The sequence below is a fragment of the Rhodococcus ruber NBRC 15591 genome (assembly GCF_001894945.1).
Classification (GTDB): Bacteria; Actinomycetota; Actinomycetes; order Mycobacteriales; family Mycobacteriaceae; genus Rhodococcus; species Rhodococcus ruber.
On record NZ_BCXE01000013.1, the window covers coordinates 110,021 to 128,949 of the forward strand.

Consider the following 18,929-nt stretch of genomic DNA (forward strand, 5'->3'; position numbering starts at 1 on the left):
CTCAGTGCTCCACCCGGCTGCGGCGGTTCTCGAGCTCGTCGAGGATCAGCCCCAGTCCGTAGCCGAACTCGTCCGCGAACGAGTAGTCCTTCCCGATCACCAGTTCGCCGATCAGCTCGGCCAGGTAAGGGTAGGTGTCGGCCGGCACGTCGAGCTCCGAGGCGAACTCCTCGGCGCCGTCCGCCGCCGCAAAGGGCAGTTTCAGTTCGGTGAGCACGAAGCCGTACACATATGCGTCGACGACCGAGAAGGCGTGGGACGCCAGGGCCACCGGGAAGCCGTTCGTGCGCAGGCAACCGAGCACGGCATCGTGGTGCCTCAGGAGCGACGGACCCGGCGAACGGCGGGACTCGATCAAGGTGAGCGCCCAGGGATGCCGGGCGAGCACGTTCCGGGCCGAGGTCGCCCGGTGGAACATCGCCTGCCGCCACGGTTCGCCCGGTCCGGGCAGCACGATTCCCGCGAAGATCCAATCCGCGAGCCCATCGAGCAGCTCGGCCTTGTTGGCGATGTGATGGTAGAGCGACATCGCCTCCACACCCAGCTCCTTCCCGACGTTACGCATGCTCACCGCGGTGAGGCCGCCGCGGTCGGCTACGCGAACCGCGGCTTCGATGATCCCGATGCGGCTCAGAGCCGGCCGTTCGTTCATGTCTCCCTCGCGACCCTTGCGGACTTACAGCCGTAAGCCTAATGTCGCCAGACAAGACTTACATGTGTAAGGGAGGGCTTGTGAAGGCTGCAGTTGTCGACAGGTACGGGCCACCGCACGTCGTCCGCGTCGCAGAGGTGCCCACCCCGACCCCCAGGGACGCGGAAATCCTTGTCCGCGTCGCCGCCGCGGCCGTGACGGCCGCGGACTCGCGGATCCGCGCGGCTCGCTTCCCGAGCGGGTACGGACCGTTCGCCCGACTGATGTTCGGTGTGTTCCGGCCCCGGCGAAAAATCCTGGGCAGCACCTTCTCCGGTGTCGTCGAGTCGGTCGGGGCGAAGGTCGGCGGGTACTCCCGCGGCGACGAGGTGTGCGGCATGACCGGACTCGCGATGGGGACGCACGCGGAGTACGTCACGGTCGCGGCGGAGCGGGTGGTCCGCAAACCGGCAGCGGTCAGTCACACCGATGCAGCGGCGCTGCTGTTCGGCGGGAGCACCGCGCTGCACTTCCTGCGGGACAAGGCCGCGGCGGGACGCGGCGGTTCGGTGCTCGTGAACGGGGCGTCGGGTGCGGTCGGAACCAGCGCCGTCCAGCTGGCCAAGCATTTCGGCGCCACCGTCACGGCCGTCACCAGCACGCCCAACGTCGGCCTCGTCGCCGGACTCGGCGCCGACACGGTCGTCGACTACACGGTCACCCCGGTGTCCGACCTGACAGACCGGTTCGACGTCGTACTCGACACCGTCGGCAACCTCACCCCCTCGTCCGGCCGGACGCTCCTGACCGACGGGGGCGTTCTGCTGCTTGCGGTGGCGAACCTGTGGGAGACGCTGCGCCCCGGTGCCGATGTCAAGGCGGGCGCTGCGCCCGAGCGAACCGAGGACTTCGAGTTCCTCCTGGAGTTGTCGGCCGCCGGCCGGCTCGTCACCGTCACCGACGACATCGGGGGACTCGAGCAGATCGTCTCGGCCCACGCGCGAGTGGACTCCGGCCACAAGGTCGGCAACCTCGTCGTCCGACCGGCGGGGTGACCGCACCGCTTCGAAGCCGAGGATTCTGCCGAGCCGGCGGCGCTGCGATGCCGGAAACTGGGCTGATGACGATGTTCACCCCCATCAGCCCGGCCGTCCTTGCCGACGCCATCGCCGAGCGCGCCGCCGGGCACCACGGACGGGTGTGTGTCGCGATCTCCGCCGCCGACGCGGCCGCACCGCTGGATCTGGCCGAGCAGGTGGCCGCCCGCCTGCGCGTCGAGGGGCGGCCGGCGGCCGTGCTGTCGCTGCACGACTTCGTGCGCCCGGCCTCGCTCCGGTTCGAGCACGGGCGCACCGACCAGGAGAGCTACCGCGCGAACTGGTTCGACTTCGGGGCGCTCGACCGCGAAGTGGTCCGGGGCCTGCGGGAGAACGGACGGTGGCTGCCGAAACTGTGGGACGAGGTGGAGGACCGGTCGGCACGCGCGCGGCGGATCGACGCTCCCGACGGTCAGGTGCTGACGATCGCCGGGCCCATGCTGCTCGGTCGGGGACTGGGCTTCGACGTCACGGTGCACCTCGCGATGTCGCAGGCCGCGTTGGATCGGCTGACGCCCGCCGAGGACCGCTGGACGATCCCGCCACTGCTCGGGCACGACGCCGCGACGGCCGCCGACGCCGACATCGTCGTGCGGTACGACCACCCGGACCGGCCGGCGATGCACGCTGCCGGTGCGGTCGGCGGGGACCGGCGAGCCGGGCGGGGGCGATGAACCCGTGACCGGGCGGGGGCGATGAACCCGTGACCGGGCGGGGGCGATGAACCCGTGACCGGGCGGGCCCGGAGGCCGGACAGCCGGAAGACCGCACACACGTGCCGCCTGGTCGAGCCCGGGCCGGCGACGAACGGACCCTCCGCGCGCCGCGGCCCTTGTCCCCGCCGTCAGAGCTTGTAGCCGATCGTCCGCAGCAGGGCCTTGCGGTCGGCGACATCGGCGCTCGTCTCCACGCCCACGGGCGGGTTTCCGTCGATCACCCCGGCGATGCCCCGACCGAGATCGGTCTCGGCGACGATGATCTCGACCGGGTTGGCCGTGGCGCAGAAGATGCCGCAGACCTCCGGTACCTGCTTCAACGTGTTCAGGAAGTTCACCGGGTACCCGTCCTCGACGAACACGAAGAACGAGTGACCCGCGCCCACCGCCAGGGCGTTGCGCCGGGCCAACTCGACGAGCCGGTCGTCGTTGCCGGAGAAGCGCACGAGGCGAGGCCCGGACGCCTCGCAGAACGCCACGCCGAACCGCAGGTGAGGACTCACCCCGGCCAGTGCTTCGTGCAGATCCTCGACGGTCTTGACGAAGTGGGCCTGCCCGACGACGACGTTCATGTCGTCGGGCTTGTCGATCGCCACGATGTGCAACTCCACGATCGCCTCCTCGGATGCCCTGCGGACCGACAGACGTCGCCAGTCAGTCTGCCCGGCCGCGCCCCTCGGGGCAACGATCCCGCAGTCGGCGCCGAACGGAAGCTCTACCGCCGAACCTTCGGCGGGCGTCCCGGCACGGAGCATCCCGATCCGACCGTCCGGAGGACTTTCTCCCTCGGACCCGGGCGGGTCGACCGCCGGCACCGCACGCCCACGATGCGGGGCGTGAGGACCAATGCCCCTATGCCGGTCGTCCGGGGCGGCGCATGATCGGCTCGACGCGAACGGAGGGAGCGGCCGTGACGACGAGCAGCGACGCGGTGATCCGCAAGACGGCCGGCGAACTGCGGGTTCCGCCGAACCTGTCGGACTACGAGACCACCTGCGCTCGATTCACGTGGGAGCAGGTGGCGGCGCAGATGCCGGGCCCGCCGGGCGGCGGATGCAACATCGCCTGGTCGGCGGTCGACCGGCACGCCGACGGCCCGCTGCGGGACCGGCCGGCGCTCCGGTTCCTCGCACCGGGGGACGCAACCGGCCGCATCGAGGTCACGGAGTTGTCGTACCACGACCTCGCCGACCGGGTCCGCCGCTTCACCCGCGTCCTGCGCGACCTCGGGATCGGCAAGGGCGACCGGCTGTTCGTGTTCGCCGACCGGATCCCCGAGCTGTACATCGCTGTCCTCGGCGCCCTGCGCAACGGCACGGTCGTCACCCCGCTGTTCTCGGCCTTCGGTCCCGAACCGCTGGTCACCCGCCTCGAACTCGGCTCCGCGCAGGTCTTGGTGACCACGGAGGCGCTGTACCACCGGCGCGTCGCCGCGGTGCGCGACCGGGTGCCGACCCTCGAACACGTGCTGCTCGTCGGCGACGGCGGCGCCCCCACCGACGTGCCGGGCACGCTCGACCTGAGGGCACTGCTCGAGGCCGCCGAACCGGCCGCCGACCTCACCCCCACGACCGCCGACGACCCGTCGTTGCTGCACTTCACGAGCGGCACCACCGGCACCCCGAAGGGGGCGCTGCACGTGCACGGGGCCGTCGTGACGCACTACGCCACCGGCCGGTACGCCCTCGACCTGCACCCCGACGACATCTACTGGTGTACCGCCGATCCGGGGTGGGTGACGGGCACGTCGTACGGCATCGTCGCGCCGCTGCTGCACGGCGTCACCTCGATCGTCGACGAGGCGGAGTTCGACGCCGAACGGTGGTACCGGATCCTGCAGGACCAGCAGATCAGCGTCTGGTACACCGCCCCCACCGCCGTCCGGATGCTCATGCGCGCCGGACCCGAGGTCGCGAGGCGCTACCGGTTCCCGAACCTGCGGTTCGTCGCCAGTGTCGGCGAGCCGCTGGCCCCGGACGCCGTGTGGTGGGGTACCGAGGTGCTGGGACTCCCCATCCACGACAACTGGTGGCAGACCGAGACCGGCGGCATCATGATCGCCAATACACCGGCGTTCGACATCAAGCCCGGCTCTATGGGCCGTCCGCTGCCCGGGGTCGACGCCCGGATCGTCCGCCGCGACGAGGACGGCACCGTGCACGAGGTCACCGAGCCCGACACCGAAGGGGAACTGGCGCTGCGGGCCGGCTGGCCCTCGATGTTCCGCGGCTATCTGAACCAGGACCAGCGGTACCGCAAGTGCTTCGCCGACGATCTGTACCTCACCGGGGACCTCGCGCGCCGCGACGCCGACGGATACTTCTGGTTCGTCGGCCGCGCCGACGACGTCATCAAATCCGCCGGGCATCTCATCGGACCGTTCGAGGTCGAGAGCGCGCTCGCCGAGCACCCGGCCGTCCTCGAAGCCGCCGTGATCGGTGTGCCCGACGACATCCTCGGCGAGAAGGTCAAGGCGTTCGTCGTCCTCGAACGCGGCGTGGCACCGGACGACGCGTTGCGCCGCAAGCTGATCGGGCATGCCCGCGTCAAGCTCGGTGCGGCCGTCGCCCCGAAGGAACTCACCTTCGTCGACTCGCTGCCGCACACCCGCAGCGGCAAGACGCTGCGCCGGTTGCTCAAAGCCCGCGAACTCGGCCTCGCCGAAGGCGACACCTCGACGCTCGAGACCCCGGAGGTGGCCGGATGACCAGCGACCGGATCGGCGCTCACGCCGCCGGATTCCCCTACGACCGCGAGTTCGCGCTCCGGCTGCTGGCCGACATGCTGCGCATCCGGCGGATGGAGGAGAAGGCCGCCGAACTCTACGGCGCCGGCAAGATCCGCGGATTCCTGCACCTGTACGTGGGGGAGGAGGCCGTGGCAGTCGGGGCCCTGCACGCACTCGATCGCGGCGACACCGTCGTCGGTACCTACCGTGAACACGGGCACGCCCTCATCCACGGGTTGTCCATGAACGCGATCATGGCCGAGATGTTCGGCAAGCAGGAAGGCTGCTCCCGCGGTCGCGGCGGTTCGATGCACCTGTTCGACGCCGCCACCCGCTTCTACGGCGGCAACGCGATCGTCGGTGGCGGCCTGCCGCTGGCGGTGGGCCTGGCGCTGGCCGACAAGATGCAGTCGGCCTCGAGGGTCACCGCCTGCTTCTTCGGCGAGGGAGCGATGGCCGAGGGCGCGTTCCACGAAGCGCTCAACCTCGCGGCCCTGTGGCAGCTGCCGGTCCTGTTCTGCTGCGAGAACAACCTGTACGCCATGGGCACCGCCCTGGCCCGGTCCGAATCGCAGACCGACCTGTGCGCCAAGGCCGCCGCGTTCGGTGTCCCCACCCTCCGGACGGACGGGATGGACGTGCTCGCCGTCCACGAGACGGCCCGGGCCGGGGTCTCCCACGTCCGCAGCACCGGCGGACCGATGTTCGTCGAGTTCCAGACCTACCGATTCCGCGCCCATTCGATGTTCGATCCCGAACTCTACCGGGACAAGGCCGAGGTCGAACGCTGGAAGGAACGCGGCCCCATCCACACGTTCTCGGCGCGGCTGAAGGCGCTGAATCTGCTGACCGAGGAACAGTTCCTGCACCTCGACGCGCAGGCCACGGCCGAGGTCGACGCCGCCGTCGCCTTCGCCGAGGCCGGCACCTGGGAGCCGGAGTCCGACCTCCTGCGCGATGTGACCACACCGGCCGGGGAGGCGCCGTGAAACTCAGCTATCGCGAAGCCCTGCGCGCCGCCCTGCACGACGCGCTCAGCACCGACCCGCGAGTGTTCCTGATGGGGGAGGACATCGGGCGGTACGGCGGCACGTACGCCGTGACCAAGGGCCTGCTCGACGAGTTCGGACCCGAACGCATCCGGGACACCCCACTGTCGGAACTGGGGTTCGTCGGCGCGGGCATCGGGGCGGCCCTCGGCGGGATGCGCCCCGTCGTCGAGATCATGACCGTCAACTTCAGCCTGCTCGCCCTCGATCAGATCGTGAACACCGCCGCCGCGCTGCGCCACATGTCGGGCGGCCAGTTCTCCGTGCCGATCGTGATCCGCATGGCCACCGGGGCCGGACGGCAACTGGCCGCGCAGCACTCGCACAGCCTCGAGGCGTGGTACGCACACATCCCCGGCATCCGGGTCCTGGCCCCGGCAACCGTGCAGGACGCCCGCGGAATGCTCGCCCCCGCCCTGGCGGATCCGGACCCGGTCGTCGTGTTCGAGCACGCCCTGCTCTACAACACCACCGCCGACGTCGACCCCGACGAACCGGTCGACATCGACCGCGCGCGGGTGCTCCGGCCCGGCGGCGACGTGACCCTCGTCGCCTACGGTGGCACCGTCGGCAAGGCCCTCGCCGCCGCGGAAACGCTCGCGGGCAGCGGCATCGAGGCCGAGGTCGTCGACCTGCGGGTGCTGCGTCCGCTCGACACCGCCACCGTCGTGGACTCCGTCCGCCGCACCCATCGGGTGGTGGTCGTCGACGAAGGCTGGCGCAGCGTCGGCCTCGCCGCCGAAGTGACCACCCGGATCGTCGAGGAGGCGTTCTACGACCTGGACGCGCCCGTGGCCCGGGTGTGCAGCGAAGAGGTGCCGGTGCCCTACGCCCGGCACCTGGAACAGGCGGCGATCCCGCAACCGGAGAAGATCGTCGCCGCCGTGCTGGCGTTGACGGGCGAGAACTGAGGAGGCGACGTGTTCGAGTTCACCCTGCCGTCCCTCGGCGCCGACATGGACGAGGGCACCCTGACCGAATGGCGCGTCGCACCCGGTGACACGGTCGAGCGGGGCCAGGTGATCGCCTCGGTGGACACCGCGAAGGCGGAGGTCGAGGTCGAGATCTGGCGGGACGGGGTCGTCCACCGGCTGCTCGCGCAGCCGGGCGTGACCCTGCCGGTCGGCGCGGCGATGGCCACGATGCTCGAACCCGGGGAGGACGCTCCGCCCGTCGACGGGATCCCGGCGTCCGAGGCCCCGGCTGCGACACCCGTCCCCGCACCGGCTGTGGCGGCCCCCGTTCCCGCGCCCGCCGGTGCGGCCCCCGCCACCCGGCCCGCGCCGGCCGCGCGGCGGCGGATCTCGCCGGCCGCCCGCCGGCAGGCCCGGGCGCTGGGCGTCGACCTCGACACCGTGACCGGCACCGGGCCCTGGCAGTCGGTGACGATCGAGGACGTCGATCGGGCGGCGGCCGCCCGTACCGCGGTCGCATCCGCCGCCCCGGCGCCCCCGCCCGCCGCGGCTCCGGCGAAGACCCCCGTCGACAAGGCCGCCGAGATGCGCCGCGCCGTCGCATCCGCGATGGGACGGTCCAAGCGGGAGATCCCGCACTACTACCTCTCGGAGCAGATTCCGCTCACACGCGCCCTCGACTGGCTCACCGACTACAACGCGCAACGGCCGGTCACCGAGCGCGTCCTGCTTGCGGCGCTGCTGATCAAGGCGGTCGCGCTGGCCACCCGGCGCTGTCCGGAGATGAGCGGATTCTGGACCGACGACGAGTTCCACCCGGCCCCGGCCACACACGTGGGGGTGGCGGTCTCCCTGCGCCAGGGTGGGCTGATCGCCCCGGCGATCCACGACGTCGCCGACCTCGCCCTGCCCGAACTCATGGCGGCTCTCGCCGACCTCGTCAAGCGCGCCCGGGCCGGATCGTTGCGCAGCTCGGAGATGTCCGACCCCACCGTCACCGTGACCAACCTCGGGGAGGAGAGCGTGGAGTCGGTGTACGGGGTGATCTACCCGCCGCAGGTCGCGCTGGTCGGTTTCGGCAAGCCGACACGGCGCCCGTGGGTCGACGGCGACACCGTGCGGCCCGTATCGGCGGTCACCGCGACCCTGGCCGCCGACCATCGGGTCAGCGACGGCCGGCGCGGCGCCCTGTTCCTGACCGAGATCGCCGAACTGCTCCAGCACCCCGAACGACTGTGAGGTGAGATCGTGACCACCGACGAGACCGCTACCGGCGAACCCGCCGACCTCCGCGCCGCCGTCGTCGCCGCGATCGCCGACGTCGCCCCCGAGATCGAGGATCTCGAACTGGCGGGGGACCGGCCGCTGCGCCAACAGGTCGACCTCGACTCGATGGACTGGCTGAACGTGCTGATCGGCCTGCGATCGTCGCTCGGAGTGGACATCCCCGAGGCGGACTACGCGCACCTGAGCACGCTCGACGGTCTCGTCGACTATCTGGCGCAGCGCCTCGGCCAGTGAACCCCCCGGATCGGGTCCCCGACCGCCCGGCCGGGTGCATGCTGGGGAGTGCAACGACCGACGAGGATGCAGTCGTGGACGGGGACATGGCCGGGAACAACCCTCTGTGTGGGCGAGTCGGAGAGATCGCCGTGGCGCTGCGGAGGCTGTCCGACTCGCTCGACGAGGGCGACGAGCTGCCCGAACTCCTGCGGCGGCTCGTCGGCAACGTCGTGAAGATCGTGCCCGACGCCGGGAGCGCAGGGGTGACGGTGGTACGGAACGGTCGGCTCGAGACCGAGGTCTGCAGCAATCCGCTGGTCTACGAACTCGACCACGCGCAGTTCCTCGCCGGGGCAGGGCCGTGCCTCGACGCGGCGCGGAGCGGCCGGGTGGTCCGCGCGGACCGCGCGGAAACGCGGCGACGCTGGCCGGAATTCGCGGAGCGCGCGGAACAGTTCGGGACGGCGAGCTCACTGGCCGCCCCCCTGCGGATCGACGAGGAGACAGCCGGCTCGTTCAACCTCTACAGCGAGCACGACCACGGATTCGACTCGCTGGACGAGACGCTGGTGGAGGTGTTCACGACGGCTGTGGAAACCGCGCTGCGGCAGGCCCGACGCGGTGCCCGCGCCCGGGCGGAGATCGCGCAACTCGGTCGCGCCCTGCGGTCGCGTCCGACGATCGACCGCGCAGTCGGGATCGTCATGGCCGCTCGCGGACTGACCGCCGAGGAGGCCTTCGCCGTGCTGGTGCGGCAGTCGCAGCACGAGAACGTCAAGCTGCGCGACATCGCGGCCCGCCTCGTCGCCCGGCCCGTCCCCACCGGTCGGCCCCCACGCCCGGGGCCGTGACCGGGCGGGGGCCCACCCGGTGAGGTACGGCCCGCCGCCGATTCGGGAAGAACCCCGAAAGCGAGGTTTCGCCGGTGTGCCCGGAGGTATCACTCCGACAGCCGCAGCCGATCCGGCTCCGGTCACGTGTTCGAACGAAAGGAGCCGGCCATGGCCGAGCACGCAGGACGAACTATGACCCGGACACCGGTGCAGACAGCCGCCCTCGCTGTCGGCGTGGTGTTCCTCCTCGTCGGCATTCTCGGGTTCATTCCCGGAATCACGACCAACTACGACACCATGACGTTCGCCGGACACGAGTCCGAGGCCCTCCTGCTCGGGATCTTCGAAGTCTCGATCCTCCACAACATCGTGCATCTGCTCTTCGGCGTGGCGGGCGTCGCGATGGCCCGCACGGTCGGTGCCGCCCGGTCCTACCTCATCGGCGGCGGCATCATCTACCTGGTGCTGTGGCTCTACGGCCTGATCATCGACAAGGACAGCTCGGCCAACTTCGTGCCGGTCAACTCCGCCGACGACTGGCTGCACTTCGTTCTCGGGGTGGGCATGATCGCCCTCGGCTACCTCCTCACCCGCCGGACCACGACGCACCGCGCCGTGCCCGGTACCCGCTGACCGTCACCCCCCGACCGCCGGTCCTCGCCGCTCGCGGCGAGGACCGGCCGCGTTTCGCACCACCCCGCCGACGGACACGCGGCGATCGGCCTCGACCGCGGCGCGCCTGCCGAGCGGCGTTCACCTCCGCGGCCCGCTCCGGCGACGCTGGACCACCACGTAGACGACCACTCCGACCAGAATGAGAATTCCCAGAATTTCCATGACCGTCGGATACCCGCCGTGCCCGAGGTGAAGCAGCACGGTCCGGAGCCGCAGCGAAACTCGTGGCGAGGACCGCGCGGTCGGTCGCGTCGCAGTGGTCGACCGCCGAATCGGCGTCGCGCACCCGGAACGGGGGCCACAATCGTCCGCATGGATCGCGCGATGGCGCGGCAGACGGGAGTGGCGACCGATGGAGTGGGGAAATGTACTCGTCGACAGCGCCTGGTGGACGCTGAAGGCGTATGTGATCACAGCGGTGGTGTTCGTCGTCGTGGTGGCGCTGCTCGCACGGGCAACCCACTGGGGGCGGCAGTGGTGGCGCATCGCGCAGCCCTACTTCGATCCCCGCCGTGGCCTCGGCCCGCTCGGACTCGTGGCCCTGGTTCTGCTGTTCACCGTCTTCGCGGTGCGGGTCAACGTGCTGTTCTCGTACTGGTACAACGACTTCTACACCGCGATCCAGAATCTCGACGAGGCGGCGTTCTGGCGGTTCATGCGGGTGTTCGCCGTGCTCGCCACCATCCACGTGGCGCGCAGCCTCGTCGCGTACCTGCTCGGCCAGACCCTCGACATCCACTGGCGCACCCACCTGAACAACCGGCTCGTCGACACCTGGCTCGACACCGGCGCGTTCTACCGGGACCGGTTCGTCGATCCGCCCGTGGACAACCCCGATCAGCGCATCCAGGTCGACGTCACCGATTTCGTCACCACCACCCGCATCCTGTCGATGGGAGCGGTCACCGCGGTGCTGTCCATCGTCAGCTTCACCGGCATCCTGTGGGACCTGTCGGGCCCGATCACCGTCTTCGGCACCGAGATCCCCCGTGCCATGGTGTTCCTGGTCTATCTCTACGTGCTGGTCACCACCGCGGTGGCGTTCTGGATCGGCCGGCCGCTGATCCGCCTGAACTTCCTCAACGAGAAGCTCGGCGCCACCTACCGCTACGCCCTGGTCCGCGTCCGCGAGTACGGCGAGAACATCGCCTTCTACCGTGGGGAGGGTGTCGAGCGGGGTGGCCTGCTGAGCCGATTCGCCGCGGTGATCCGCAACTGGTGGCGGATCGTGTTCCGGATCCTGAAGTTCGACGGCTTCAACCTGACCGTCAACCAGATCGCGGTGATCTTCCCGTTCCTCATCCAGGGGCCGCGACTGTTCGCCGGACAGATCACCCTCGGCGACGTGATGCAGACCGGCAACGCCTTCGGCCAGGTCCACGAATCGCTGTCCTTCTTCCGCGAGTCCTACGACGACTTCGCCGCGTTCCGGGCCACCACCATCCGGCTCAACGGATTGCTCGACGCCACCGAGCAGGCGGCGAAGCTGCCCGTCCTCGTCGCGACCGAGCAGGGCGACACACTCGACATGCGCGGTCTCGACGTCCGGACCCCGTCCGGCCGTCCCCTCGTGACCGGCCTCGACATCGACATCCCGCCCGGCGAGGCCCTGCTCGTGCGCGGCGCTTCCGGCAGCGGCAAGACGACGTTGCTGCGCTCCCTCGCCGGGCTCTGGCCGTACGCACACGGCCGGATCGCGCGTCCGATCGGCGACGCGCTGTTCCTGTCCCAGGATCCCTACGTGCCGCTCGGGACGCTGCGCGAAGCCCTGTCCTACCCTCGTCCGCCGATGCCCGACGACGCGCAACTCGGCGAGGTGCTCGACCGCGTGCACCTCGGGCACCTGACCGAACGTCTCGACGACGACACCGACTGGGCGCGCGTGCTCTCGCCCGGGGAGCAGCAGCGCCTCGGCTTCGCACGAGTCCTGCTGGCCCGGCCGCGCACGGTGTTCCTCGACGAGGCCACCGGCGCCGTGGACGAAGGGCTCGAACACGCGCTCTATCGCACCCTCCGCGAGGCCCTGCCGGACAGCGTCATCGTCAGCGTCGGGCACCGCAGCACCCTCGACACGTTCCACGACCGGGTCCTCGAACTGCAGGGGGAGGGACGCTGGACGGTCACCGAGAGCGTCCGCTGAGACCCGGCCGCCCGGCGAATCTGCCCGACTCGGGTCCACACCGCGCGGCGACCGAACTACGCTGAAGGATCGGTGACCTCGATGCCGGCGACGGCCGACGGGAACGGCCGGCAGTGGCACCGGTGCCCGGTCCCGGGCCGGAATGCGCGTGCGCCAGCCGAGGAGGACACCATGCACCACGGAACTTCCCGCCGGCGGCGCCCGCATCGGTCGGTCACCACCCTGATGTCCCTTCCCGGATCCGCGCTGCGGGGCGGCGTCCGGGTCGCGGCCGCCGGTGCCGGCGTCGCCCTCGACGCCGCCGTCGTCGGCGCCGCCACGGCGGCAGGCGTCGGGACGGCGTTGCTCCGTGCCCCCGTCGCCGCGGTCGCCGCGCCGGCCCCCGCGGCGATCCTCCATCTCGTCGCCGACGTCGCCCGGGAAGCGGGCAGCGGACGCCCCGCCCGGCGCTGCGCGGCGAACGGTGCCCGAACCTGGATCGAAGTCCGGGGCCTCGACGGCCCGGACGGCGCGGCGCTCGGCGACCGGGTCCTCGCCGCGATCCGGGCCACCCCGGGCGTGGCCACGGCCGAACTGCACCGCCCCTGGTGCCGCCTCGTGGTGTCCACGGACCCGGACGGACCTACGGACCGCGCCCTACGGCGCATCGTCGAACGCGTCGAAACCGACTGCGCCGCAACCGAACACTGTGTCCCAACCGACGACTCCGCCGCCACCGAACACCCCGCCGCCCCGCCCGGGCTGCCCGGCGACGACGTCCTGCTCGTCCGGCGGGGCGTGTCCGCGGCCACCGCCGTCACCGGGCTGGTACTGACCGCGACGGGACGCCGTCTGCGCCTGCCGCGCCTGCCCGGCGCCGCAGCCGCCCCGGTGCTCGTGTCGGACTATCACCCCCGCATCCGCGCCCTCGTCGAATCCGCACTGGGGACCGGCAGGGCGGACCTGCTGCTGGCCGCCGGGACCACCGTGCTGCACACCCTGACCCTCGCACCGGCGTCGGCCGCCGTCGAAGCCGTCACCCGGACCGTCCTCGTGGGCGAGACACTGGCGATGCGGCGCGCCTGGCGCGACTTCGAACCGGAACTCGCCGCCCACGCGGCCGTGGCCCACTGCCCACATCGTCCGGCCCGTCCCACCGAACCGGCGGCCGGAGCGGTCGAGCGCTACACCGACCGCGCCGGCTGGGCCGGACTCGCCGGCGCGGCAGCGGCCGGGATGCTGACCGGCAAACCCGCCACCGCCGGCACCGCGGCGCTCGTCGCCGTCCCCAAGGCCACCCGCACCGCGCGGGAATCCTTCGCCGCCACCCTCGCCCGCGGGCTCGCCGCCCGCGGAGTGCTGACTCTGCACCCGGACGTGCTGCGCCGTCTCGACCAGGTCGACGCGCTCGTCGTCGACCCCCGCGTCCTGTACACCTCCGCCCTCACGGTGACGCGACTGAACGGCGTCCCCGACCGCGACCGCAGCGCGGTGTGGGACCGGGCTCGGGCGGCGGTCGACCGTGGCATCCTGACCGCCGGCCGGCACCCCGTCTCCGCCGTGCCGGACGCGCCCGGGCACCTTCCCGCCGACGCACAGGTACTGATCGGACCGGTCCACGACCGCTACGCCTCCGCCGTGCTCGCCGCCGCCCGACGCGCGGGGATCGCCGTGGTCTCCGCGGAGGACGAGGCGATGGGATCACTGCGGAACGGCTTCGACCGTCTCGAACCCGTCGCCGAGTCGATGGACACGACCCTGCTCGACGTCGTCGACAAGCTGCAACGCGGCGGCTGCACCGTCGCGGTCCTCACCGTCGAGGCAGCGCAGGCCCTCGCCCTGGCCGACGTGGGCCTCGGTGTCCTCCGCGACGGGCACCGCCCACCCTGGTCGGCGGACGTGATGATTCGCGATCTGACCGGCGCGTGGCGGATCCTGCACGCGCTCCCGGCCGCGCGGACCGCAAGCCGGCGCGGCGTGGAGATCGCCCGCGACGCGTCCGCCCTCGGGACATTGCTCATGGTGCCCGGCGTGCCCGGCAGCGGCCCGGAGTCGGTCACCGCCGGCGCCGCGGCCGGGCTGTGGGCCGGAACGTCGGCGGCCCGCGCCGCGCTGGCCGCGCCGCTGCCGCAACCACGTTCGGCCCACGACTGGCATGCCCTTCCGGTGGACGAGGTCTGCGCGCTCCTCCCCGCACCGGGCGACCTGCTCACGCCCGCAGCGGACTCCGGGTGGCGAGCGCGGACCCGGATGCGCGTGGTGCGGGGCGTCCGGCGGGTCGGTGTCCGTCCGCTCGGATCCGCGGCCGACTTCACCCGGGCCGTGCGCACCGAACTGGCGGACCCGCTGACGCCGGTCCTCGCCACGGGCTCCGCGGCGAGCGCGGTGCTCGGATCGCCGCTCGATGCCGTACTCGTCGGATCCGTACTGCTGCTCAACGCCGCGCTTTCGGCCGCCCAGCGTCTGCGCGCCGAACGTCTACTGAAAAGGCTTCTGGCGGTGCAAGACCCACCCGCCCGCCGCGTCGCCGGCCCGCGCGGGGACCGGCGGTACGTCGGGGTCCCCGCGGCCGGGCTGCGCCCCGGACACGTCGTCGAGGTCCGTCCGGGCGAGGTCGTGCCCGCGGACGGGCGCATCGTCCACGCCGACGGGGTCGAGGTCGACGAGTCGGCCCTGACCGGGGAGTCGCTTCCGGTCGCCAAGCAGAGTGAATCGACGCCGGGGACGCCGCTGGCCGAACGCGCCTGCATGCTCTACGCGGGCACCACCGTGCTCACCGGCACCGCGGTGACGATCGTGACGGCGGTGGGAGGGGCCACCGAGGCCCGTCGCGCCACCGCGATGGCACCCGCGCAGGTCCGGGAAGTGGGGCTGCAGGCACGCCTGAGCACCCTCACCCGCCGCGCGCTGCCCGTCAGCCTCGGCGGCGGCGTACTCGTTGCCGCACTGGGGTTGCTGCGCGGCACCGGAATCCGCGCGGCAGTGACCAGCGGTGTGGCGGTCACCGTCGCGGCCGTGCCGGAAGGGCTGACCCTCGTAGCCACCCTCGCTCAGGTCGCATCCGCCCGCCGGCTCACCAAGCGCTCGACCCTCGTGCGCGCACCCCGCTCGATCGAGGCCCTCAGCCGTGTCGACGTCGTCTGCTTCGACAAGACGGGCACACTCAGCGAGAACCGTCTGCGAGTCGTGGTGGTCGAAGCCGCCCCAGGCTTCACCCGGCAGGACGTGCTGGCCTACGCCGCCCGCACCGGCATCCCGGCGAACGGGGGAGCGCCCGAGCACGCCACCGACGTCGCGATCGTCGAGTCCGCGCAGGCCGCCGCCGTCGCGGACCGGGCCGCCGAACGGACCGCCCACCTGCCGTTCCGGTCCGGCCGGGCCTACGCTGCCGCGATCGCCGGAAACCACCTGGCGGTCAAGGGCGCCCCGGAGACGATGCTCGGTGCCTACGGTGACGACAGCCCCGAACTCCGGGAGCGGGTGCACGCCCTGGCCGCCGAGGGCCTACGGGTGATCGCGGTGGGGCAGCGTGACCTGAACCATTCCGAAACCGATTGGGCGACGGACGATCCCGATGCCCTCGCGGAACTGTGCGGGAACGGGCTGCGGCACGTCGGGCTGATCGGACTGTCCGACACACCGCGGGCCGACGCGGCCGGATTGCTGCCCGCGCTGCTCGAGCAGGGCGTCGCCGTCCGGCTCGTCACCGGCGACCACCCGGTGACCGCCGTCGCGATCGCCGCCGAACTGGGCCTGCCCGTCGGCACGGATCAGGTACTCAGCGGTGCGGAATGGGACGGGCTCTCGCACACCGAACGAAAGCACGCCGTGGAGCAGTGCCTCGTCTTCGCGCGGATGTCCCCCGAGCACAAGGTGCAGATCGTGCAAACCCTCGAACACACCGGACACGTGTGCGCCATGGTCGGCGACGGCGCCAACGACGCCGCCGCGATCCGCGCCGCGAGCGTCGGAATCGGCGTGGCTTCCCACGGCAGCGACCCCGCGCGCGGCGCGGCCGACGTCGTGCTGCTCGAGGGGCGCGTCGCGGGTCTGCTCGACGCGCTCGACGAGGGCCGCGTGCTGTGGCAGCGAGTCCAGGCCGCCGTGGCGGTCCTGCTCGGCGGCAACGCGGGTGAGGTCGCGTTCGCGCTACTCGGCAGCCTGGTCACCGGCCGCTCCCCGCTCAATGCCCGGCAGCTGCTGCTGGTGAACATGCTCACCGACGCGCTCCCGGCAGCGGCCCTGGCCGTCAGTACCCCCCGCATCGACGGCTCCGGTCCCGCGCCGCGGCCCGACGAGTCCGCGCTCCTGCACACCGTGGCCGTCCGCGGCGCCACTACCGCGGCCGCGGCCACCGCGGCCTGGGCCATGGCACGGATGACGGGCTCGAACCCGCGTGCATCGACGGTGGCGCTCGTCGCGCTCGTGGGCGCTCAGCTCGGGCAGACCCTGCTCGACTCGCGCAGCCCCCTCGTCGTCGGCACCGTCCTCGGCTCGCTCGCCGTGATGGCCGCACTGATCAGCACGCCGGGGGTGAGCGGACTGCTGGGCTGCGTGCCGATCGGCCCGGTGGGGTGGACCCAGGCACTCGGGTGCGCGGGAGCAGCCACCGTGCTCGCCGCCGTCGCCCCGGCCGCCGCGCAACGGCTACCGGCGATCGGCGCGGTGGTGACGTCGGTGCTCGCGCCGCGAGAACCCGGAGACGCTTCCGAGACCCCGGCAGCCGCGGACCCTCGGGTCGCGCCGGCAGGGGGAGAGAAGTAGTCGCGAGGCCGGCCGACGCGCTCGCCGTGCTTGCCACGCGGGGCGCCGAGTTCACCGCCGGACCCCCGGGCCGTCCATCCGTCGACCTACATGTTCGCCCGCCGGCCCGGTACACCGTCGACACCCGACCCGGCCGGACCCCACGCCGAGGGGAGTCCGTGCATGGATTTCGAGGCGCGCTGATCGATGCTCGGTGGCCACACCGTGCCCTGGGCACCCCGTCCACACCGTGCCCTGGGCACCCCGTCCACACCGTGCCCTGGGCACCCCGTCCACACCGTGCCCTGGGCACCCCGTCCACACAGCGCCCTGGGCACCCGGCGACATGCCGATGAGGTCGACGCCGCTCGATCCGGCCCGTGGGCAATGGCCTCGAACACAAAGGGCCGGCACTGAGACGTGCCGCACATGATTTCCTATCAACCATTGAGAGTTCCGTAGCGACGCCGCATCCGAGCCGGTGATGCTTCTTGTCGCTCCGCGGGCACTGTTCCCCGGTGCCCGGCATCCCTCCAACGCAAGGAGATTCGCGTGGAACTCGATCTGCGCCACCGTATCGCCACCGGCCCCATGAGTCGGTTCCAGTGGACAGCGGTCGCACTGTGTGTAGCGCTGAACGTGCTCGACGGTTTCGACGTCCTCGTCATGGCCTTCACCTCCCAATCCGTCTCGCAGGAGTGGGGCATCTCAGGATCGGTCCTGGGTCTGCTGCTCAGTGCGGGCTTGTTCGGAATGGCGATCGGTTCGATCGCCCTCGCGCCGTGGGCGGATCGTGTGGGTCGCCGGACCATGATTCTCGTCTGCCTGACTCTGTCGTCCACCGGCATGCTGATCTCGGCGGTGAGCCAGAACGCCGGCCAACTCGGCGCGCTGCGCGTGCTCACCGGTATCGGCATCGGTGGAATCCTGGCCAGCAGCAATGTCATCTCCAGTGAGTTCGCGTCGAATCGCTTTCGCGGCCTGGCCGTGACCCTCAACTCCACCGGCTACGCGGTCGGAGCGACACTCGGGGGCGTGGTGGCCGTGGTCCTGCAGAGTTCGTCCGGTTGGCGTTCGGTGTTCCTCTTCGGCGGTATGTGCACCGCGGCCCTGATCCCGCTCGTCTGGTTCCGGCTGCCGGAGTCCCTCGACTTCCTGTTCGCCCGCCGCCCGGCGAACGCACTCGAGCGCATCAATTCGTTCGCAGTCCGCGCGGGCCACTCGCCGGTGAGCGCGCTGCCCCCGGCCCCTGCCACTGCCGATGCCCGGAAGCGCGGTGTCGGACCGACCGCCCTGCTCGTCCCGGGACAGCGTCGGAACACCCTGTTGATCTGGGGTGCCTTCTTCCTGACGATGTTCGGTTTCTACTTCGTGACGAGTTGGACGCCGAAGCTGCTGGTGGAGGCCGGGATGTCCGCGACGCAGGGGATTACCGGCGGTGTGCTGCTCAATCTGGGCGGCATCTTCGGCACCGCCCTCCTCGGCGTGCTGACAGTCCGGTTCCGCCTCGGACGCGTCCTGGTCGGATACCTGGTCGCGTCGGCGATCCTGCTCGCCGTATTCGTGCCTGCCATGGGGACCGTCGCGGTGGGCTTCGTCCTCGGTGCAGCGATCGGCGTCGTCGTGAACGGCTGCATCGGCGGGCTCTACGCGCTGACCCCGGCCGTGTACTCGCCTTCCCTGCGCGCTACCGGCATGGGCTGGGGCATCGGCGTCGGACGCATCGGCGCGATCATGTCACCGATCGTCGCGGGTGGGTTCCTCGACGCCGGATGGACCGCGACCCAGCTGTACCTGCTTGTCGCCGTCGCTTTCCTGGGTGCAGGGGTGGTGGTCTCCGTTGTTCGTGTCACGGCGCGAAGCGGCGTGACTACCGTCGAGGGTGAACTCACCATCGTGTGAGTCCGGGCGGCCGTGGAGA

14 protein-coding genes are annotated in these 18,929 nt (G+C 71.6%); 12 read left to right on the forward strand and 2 right to left on the reverse strand.

Annotated elements, in window-relative coordinates:
• Window position 1: 1 nt before the first annotated feature.
• Window positions 2–652 carry a TetR/AcrR family transcriptional regulator gene (locus RR3_RS09230; protein ID WP_017682171.1) on the reverse strand — a complete coding sequence of 217 codons (651 nt, stop codon included), beginning with the start codon at window positions 650–652 and terminating at the stop codon, window positions 2–4.
• An 80-nt stretch (window positions 653–732) separates the two neighbouring features.
• Here RR3_RS09230 and RR3_RS09235 point away from each other — a divergent pair, with 80 nt between their 5' ends.
• Window positions 733–1,686: an NAD(P)-dependent alcohol dehydrogenase gene (locus RR3_RS09235; RefSeq protein WP_072786388.1), complete on the forward strand. Its 954-nt coding sequence runs from the start codon at window positions 733–735 to the stop codon at window positions 1,684–1,686.
• Window positions 1,687–1,751: 65 nt separating this feature from the next.
• The gene (locus RR3_RS09240; protein ID WP_048771048.1) at window positions 1,752–2,402 is read left to right on the forward strand and encodes a nucleoside/nucleotide kinase family protein; all 651 of its coding nucleotides are present in this window, start codon (window positions 1,752–1,754) and stop codon (window positions 2,400–2,402) included.
• A gap of 170 nt (window positions 2,403–2,572) precedes the next feature.
• Here the strand turns inward: RR3_RS09240 and RR3_RS09245 are convergent, their stop codons facing one another.
• Window positions 2,573–3,055 (reverse strand): adenosine-specific kinase, encoded by a 483-nt coding sequence (locus tag RR3_RS09245; RefSeq protein ID WP_010595294.1) that lies wholly within the window; start codon window positions 3,053–3,055, stop codon window positions 2,573–2,575.
• Between the two features lie 266 nt (window positions 3,056–3,321).
• Between RR3_RS09245 and acsA the strand changes: the two genes are divergently transcribed.
• The 10 genes from acsA (at window position 3,322) to RR3_RS09295 (ending at window position 18,910) form a co-directional block, all read left to right on the forward strand.
• A complete protein-coding gene (acsA, locus tag RR3_RS09250; RefSeq protein WP_172603627.1) occupies window positions 3,322–5,151 on the forward strand; it encodes an acetate--CoA ligase in 1,830 nt (609 codons plus the stop codon).
• A complete protein-coding gene (gene pdhA / locus RR3_RS09255) occupies window positions 5,148–6,161 on the forward strand; it encodes a pyruvate dehydrogenase (acetyl-transferring) E1 component subunit alpha (protein ID WP_064066810.1) in 1,014 nt (337 codons plus the stop codon). The genes acsA and pdhA overlap by 4 nt, the downstream gene beginning before the upstream one ends.
• Window positions 6,158–7,132: an alpha-ketoacid dehydrogenase subunit beta gene (locus RR3_RS09260; protein WP_017682176.1), complete on the forward strand. Its 975-nt coding sequence runs from the start codon at window positions 6,158–6,160 to the stop codon at window positions 7,130–7,132. The genes pdhA and RR3_RS09260 overlap by 4 nt, the downstream gene beginning before the upstream one ends.
• 9 nt (window positions 7,133–7,141) lie before the next feature.
• Window positions 7,142–8,374 carry a dihydrolipoamide acetyltransferase family protein gene (locus RR3_RS09265; protein ID WP_072786390.1) on the forward strand — a complete coding sequence of 411 codons (1,233 nt, stop codon included), beginning with the start codon at window positions 7,142–7,144 and terminating at the stop codon, window positions 8,372–8,374.
• 9 nt (window positions 8,375–8,383) lie between these two features.
• Window positions 8,384–8,656: an acyl carrier protein gene (locus RR3_RS09270; protein ID WP_010595299.1), complete on the forward strand. Its 273-nt coding sequence runs from the start codon at window positions 8,384–8,386 to the stop codon at window positions 8,654–8,656.
• 131 nt (window positions 8,657–8,787) lie between these two features.
• Window positions 8,788–9,489 carry a GAF and ANTAR domain-containing protein gene (locus RR3_RS09275; protein WP_234420096.1) on the forward strand — a complete coding sequence of 234 codons (702 nt, stop codon included), beginning with the start codon at window positions 8,788–8,790 and terminating at the stop codon, window positions 9,487–9,489.
• Between the two features lie 174 nt (window positions 9,490–9,663).
• Entirely contained in the window at window positions 9,664–10,104 is a 441-nt protein-coding gene (locus tag RR3_RS09280; protein ID WP_017682388.1) for a DUF4383 domain-containing protein, read from the forward strand.
• Between the two features lie 394 nt (window positions 10,105–10,498).
• On the forward strand, window positions 10,499–12,286 hold the full coding sequence (locus tag RR3_RS09285) for an ABC transporter ATP-binding protein/permease (protein WP_064066315.1): 1,788 nt from the start codon (window positions 10,499–10,501) through the stop codon (window positions 12,284–12,286).
• Window positions 12,287–12,457: 171 nt separating this feature from the next.
• Window positions 12,458–17,029 carry a cation-translocating P-type ATPase gene (locus RR3_RS09290; protein WP_234420095.1) on the forward strand — a complete coding sequence of 1,524 codons (4,572 nt, stop codon included), beginning with the start codon at window positions 12,458–12,460 and terminating at the stop codon, window positions 17,027–17,029.
• 531 nt (window positions 17,030–17,560) lie between these two features.
• Entirely contained in the window at window positions 17,561–18,910 is a 1,350-nt protein-coding gene (locus tag RR3_RS09295) for an MFS transporter (protein WP_064066317.1), read from the forward strand.
• Window positions 18,911–18,929 lie beyond the last annotated feature (19 nt).

What these genes read in the sequence shown, in the direction of transcription:
- RR3_RS09230 (WP_017682171.1), bottom strand. Translation starts at nt 652, where the DNA reads ATGAACGAACGGCCGGCTCTGAGCCGCATCGGGATCATCGAAGCCGCG.
- RR3_RS09240 (WP_048771048.1), top strand. Translation starts at nt 1,752, where the DNA reads ATGACGATGTTCACCCCCATCAGCCCGGCCGTCCTTGCCGACGCCATC.
- acsA (WP_172603627.1), top strand. Translation starts at nt 3,322, where the DNA reads ATGATCGGCTCGACGCGAACGGAGGGAGCGGCCGTGACGACGAGCAGC.
- pdhA (WP_064066810.1), top strand. Translation starts at nt 5,148, where the DNA reads ATGACCAGCGACCGGATCGGCGCTCACGCCGCCGGATTCCCCTACGAC.
- RR3_RS09280 (WP_017682388.1), top strand. Translation starts at nt 9,664, where the DNA reads ATGACCCGGACACCGGTGCAGACAGCCGCCCTCGCTGTCGGCGTGGTG.
- RR3_RS09285 (WP_064066315.1), top strand. Translation starts at nt 10,499, where the DNA reads ATGGAGTGGGGAAATGTACTCGTCGACAGCGCCTGGTGGACGCTGAAG.
- RR3_RS09290 (WP_234420095.1), top strand. Translation starts at nt 12,458, where the DNA reads ATGCACCACGGAACTTCCCGCCGGCGGCGCCCGCATCGGTCGGTCACC.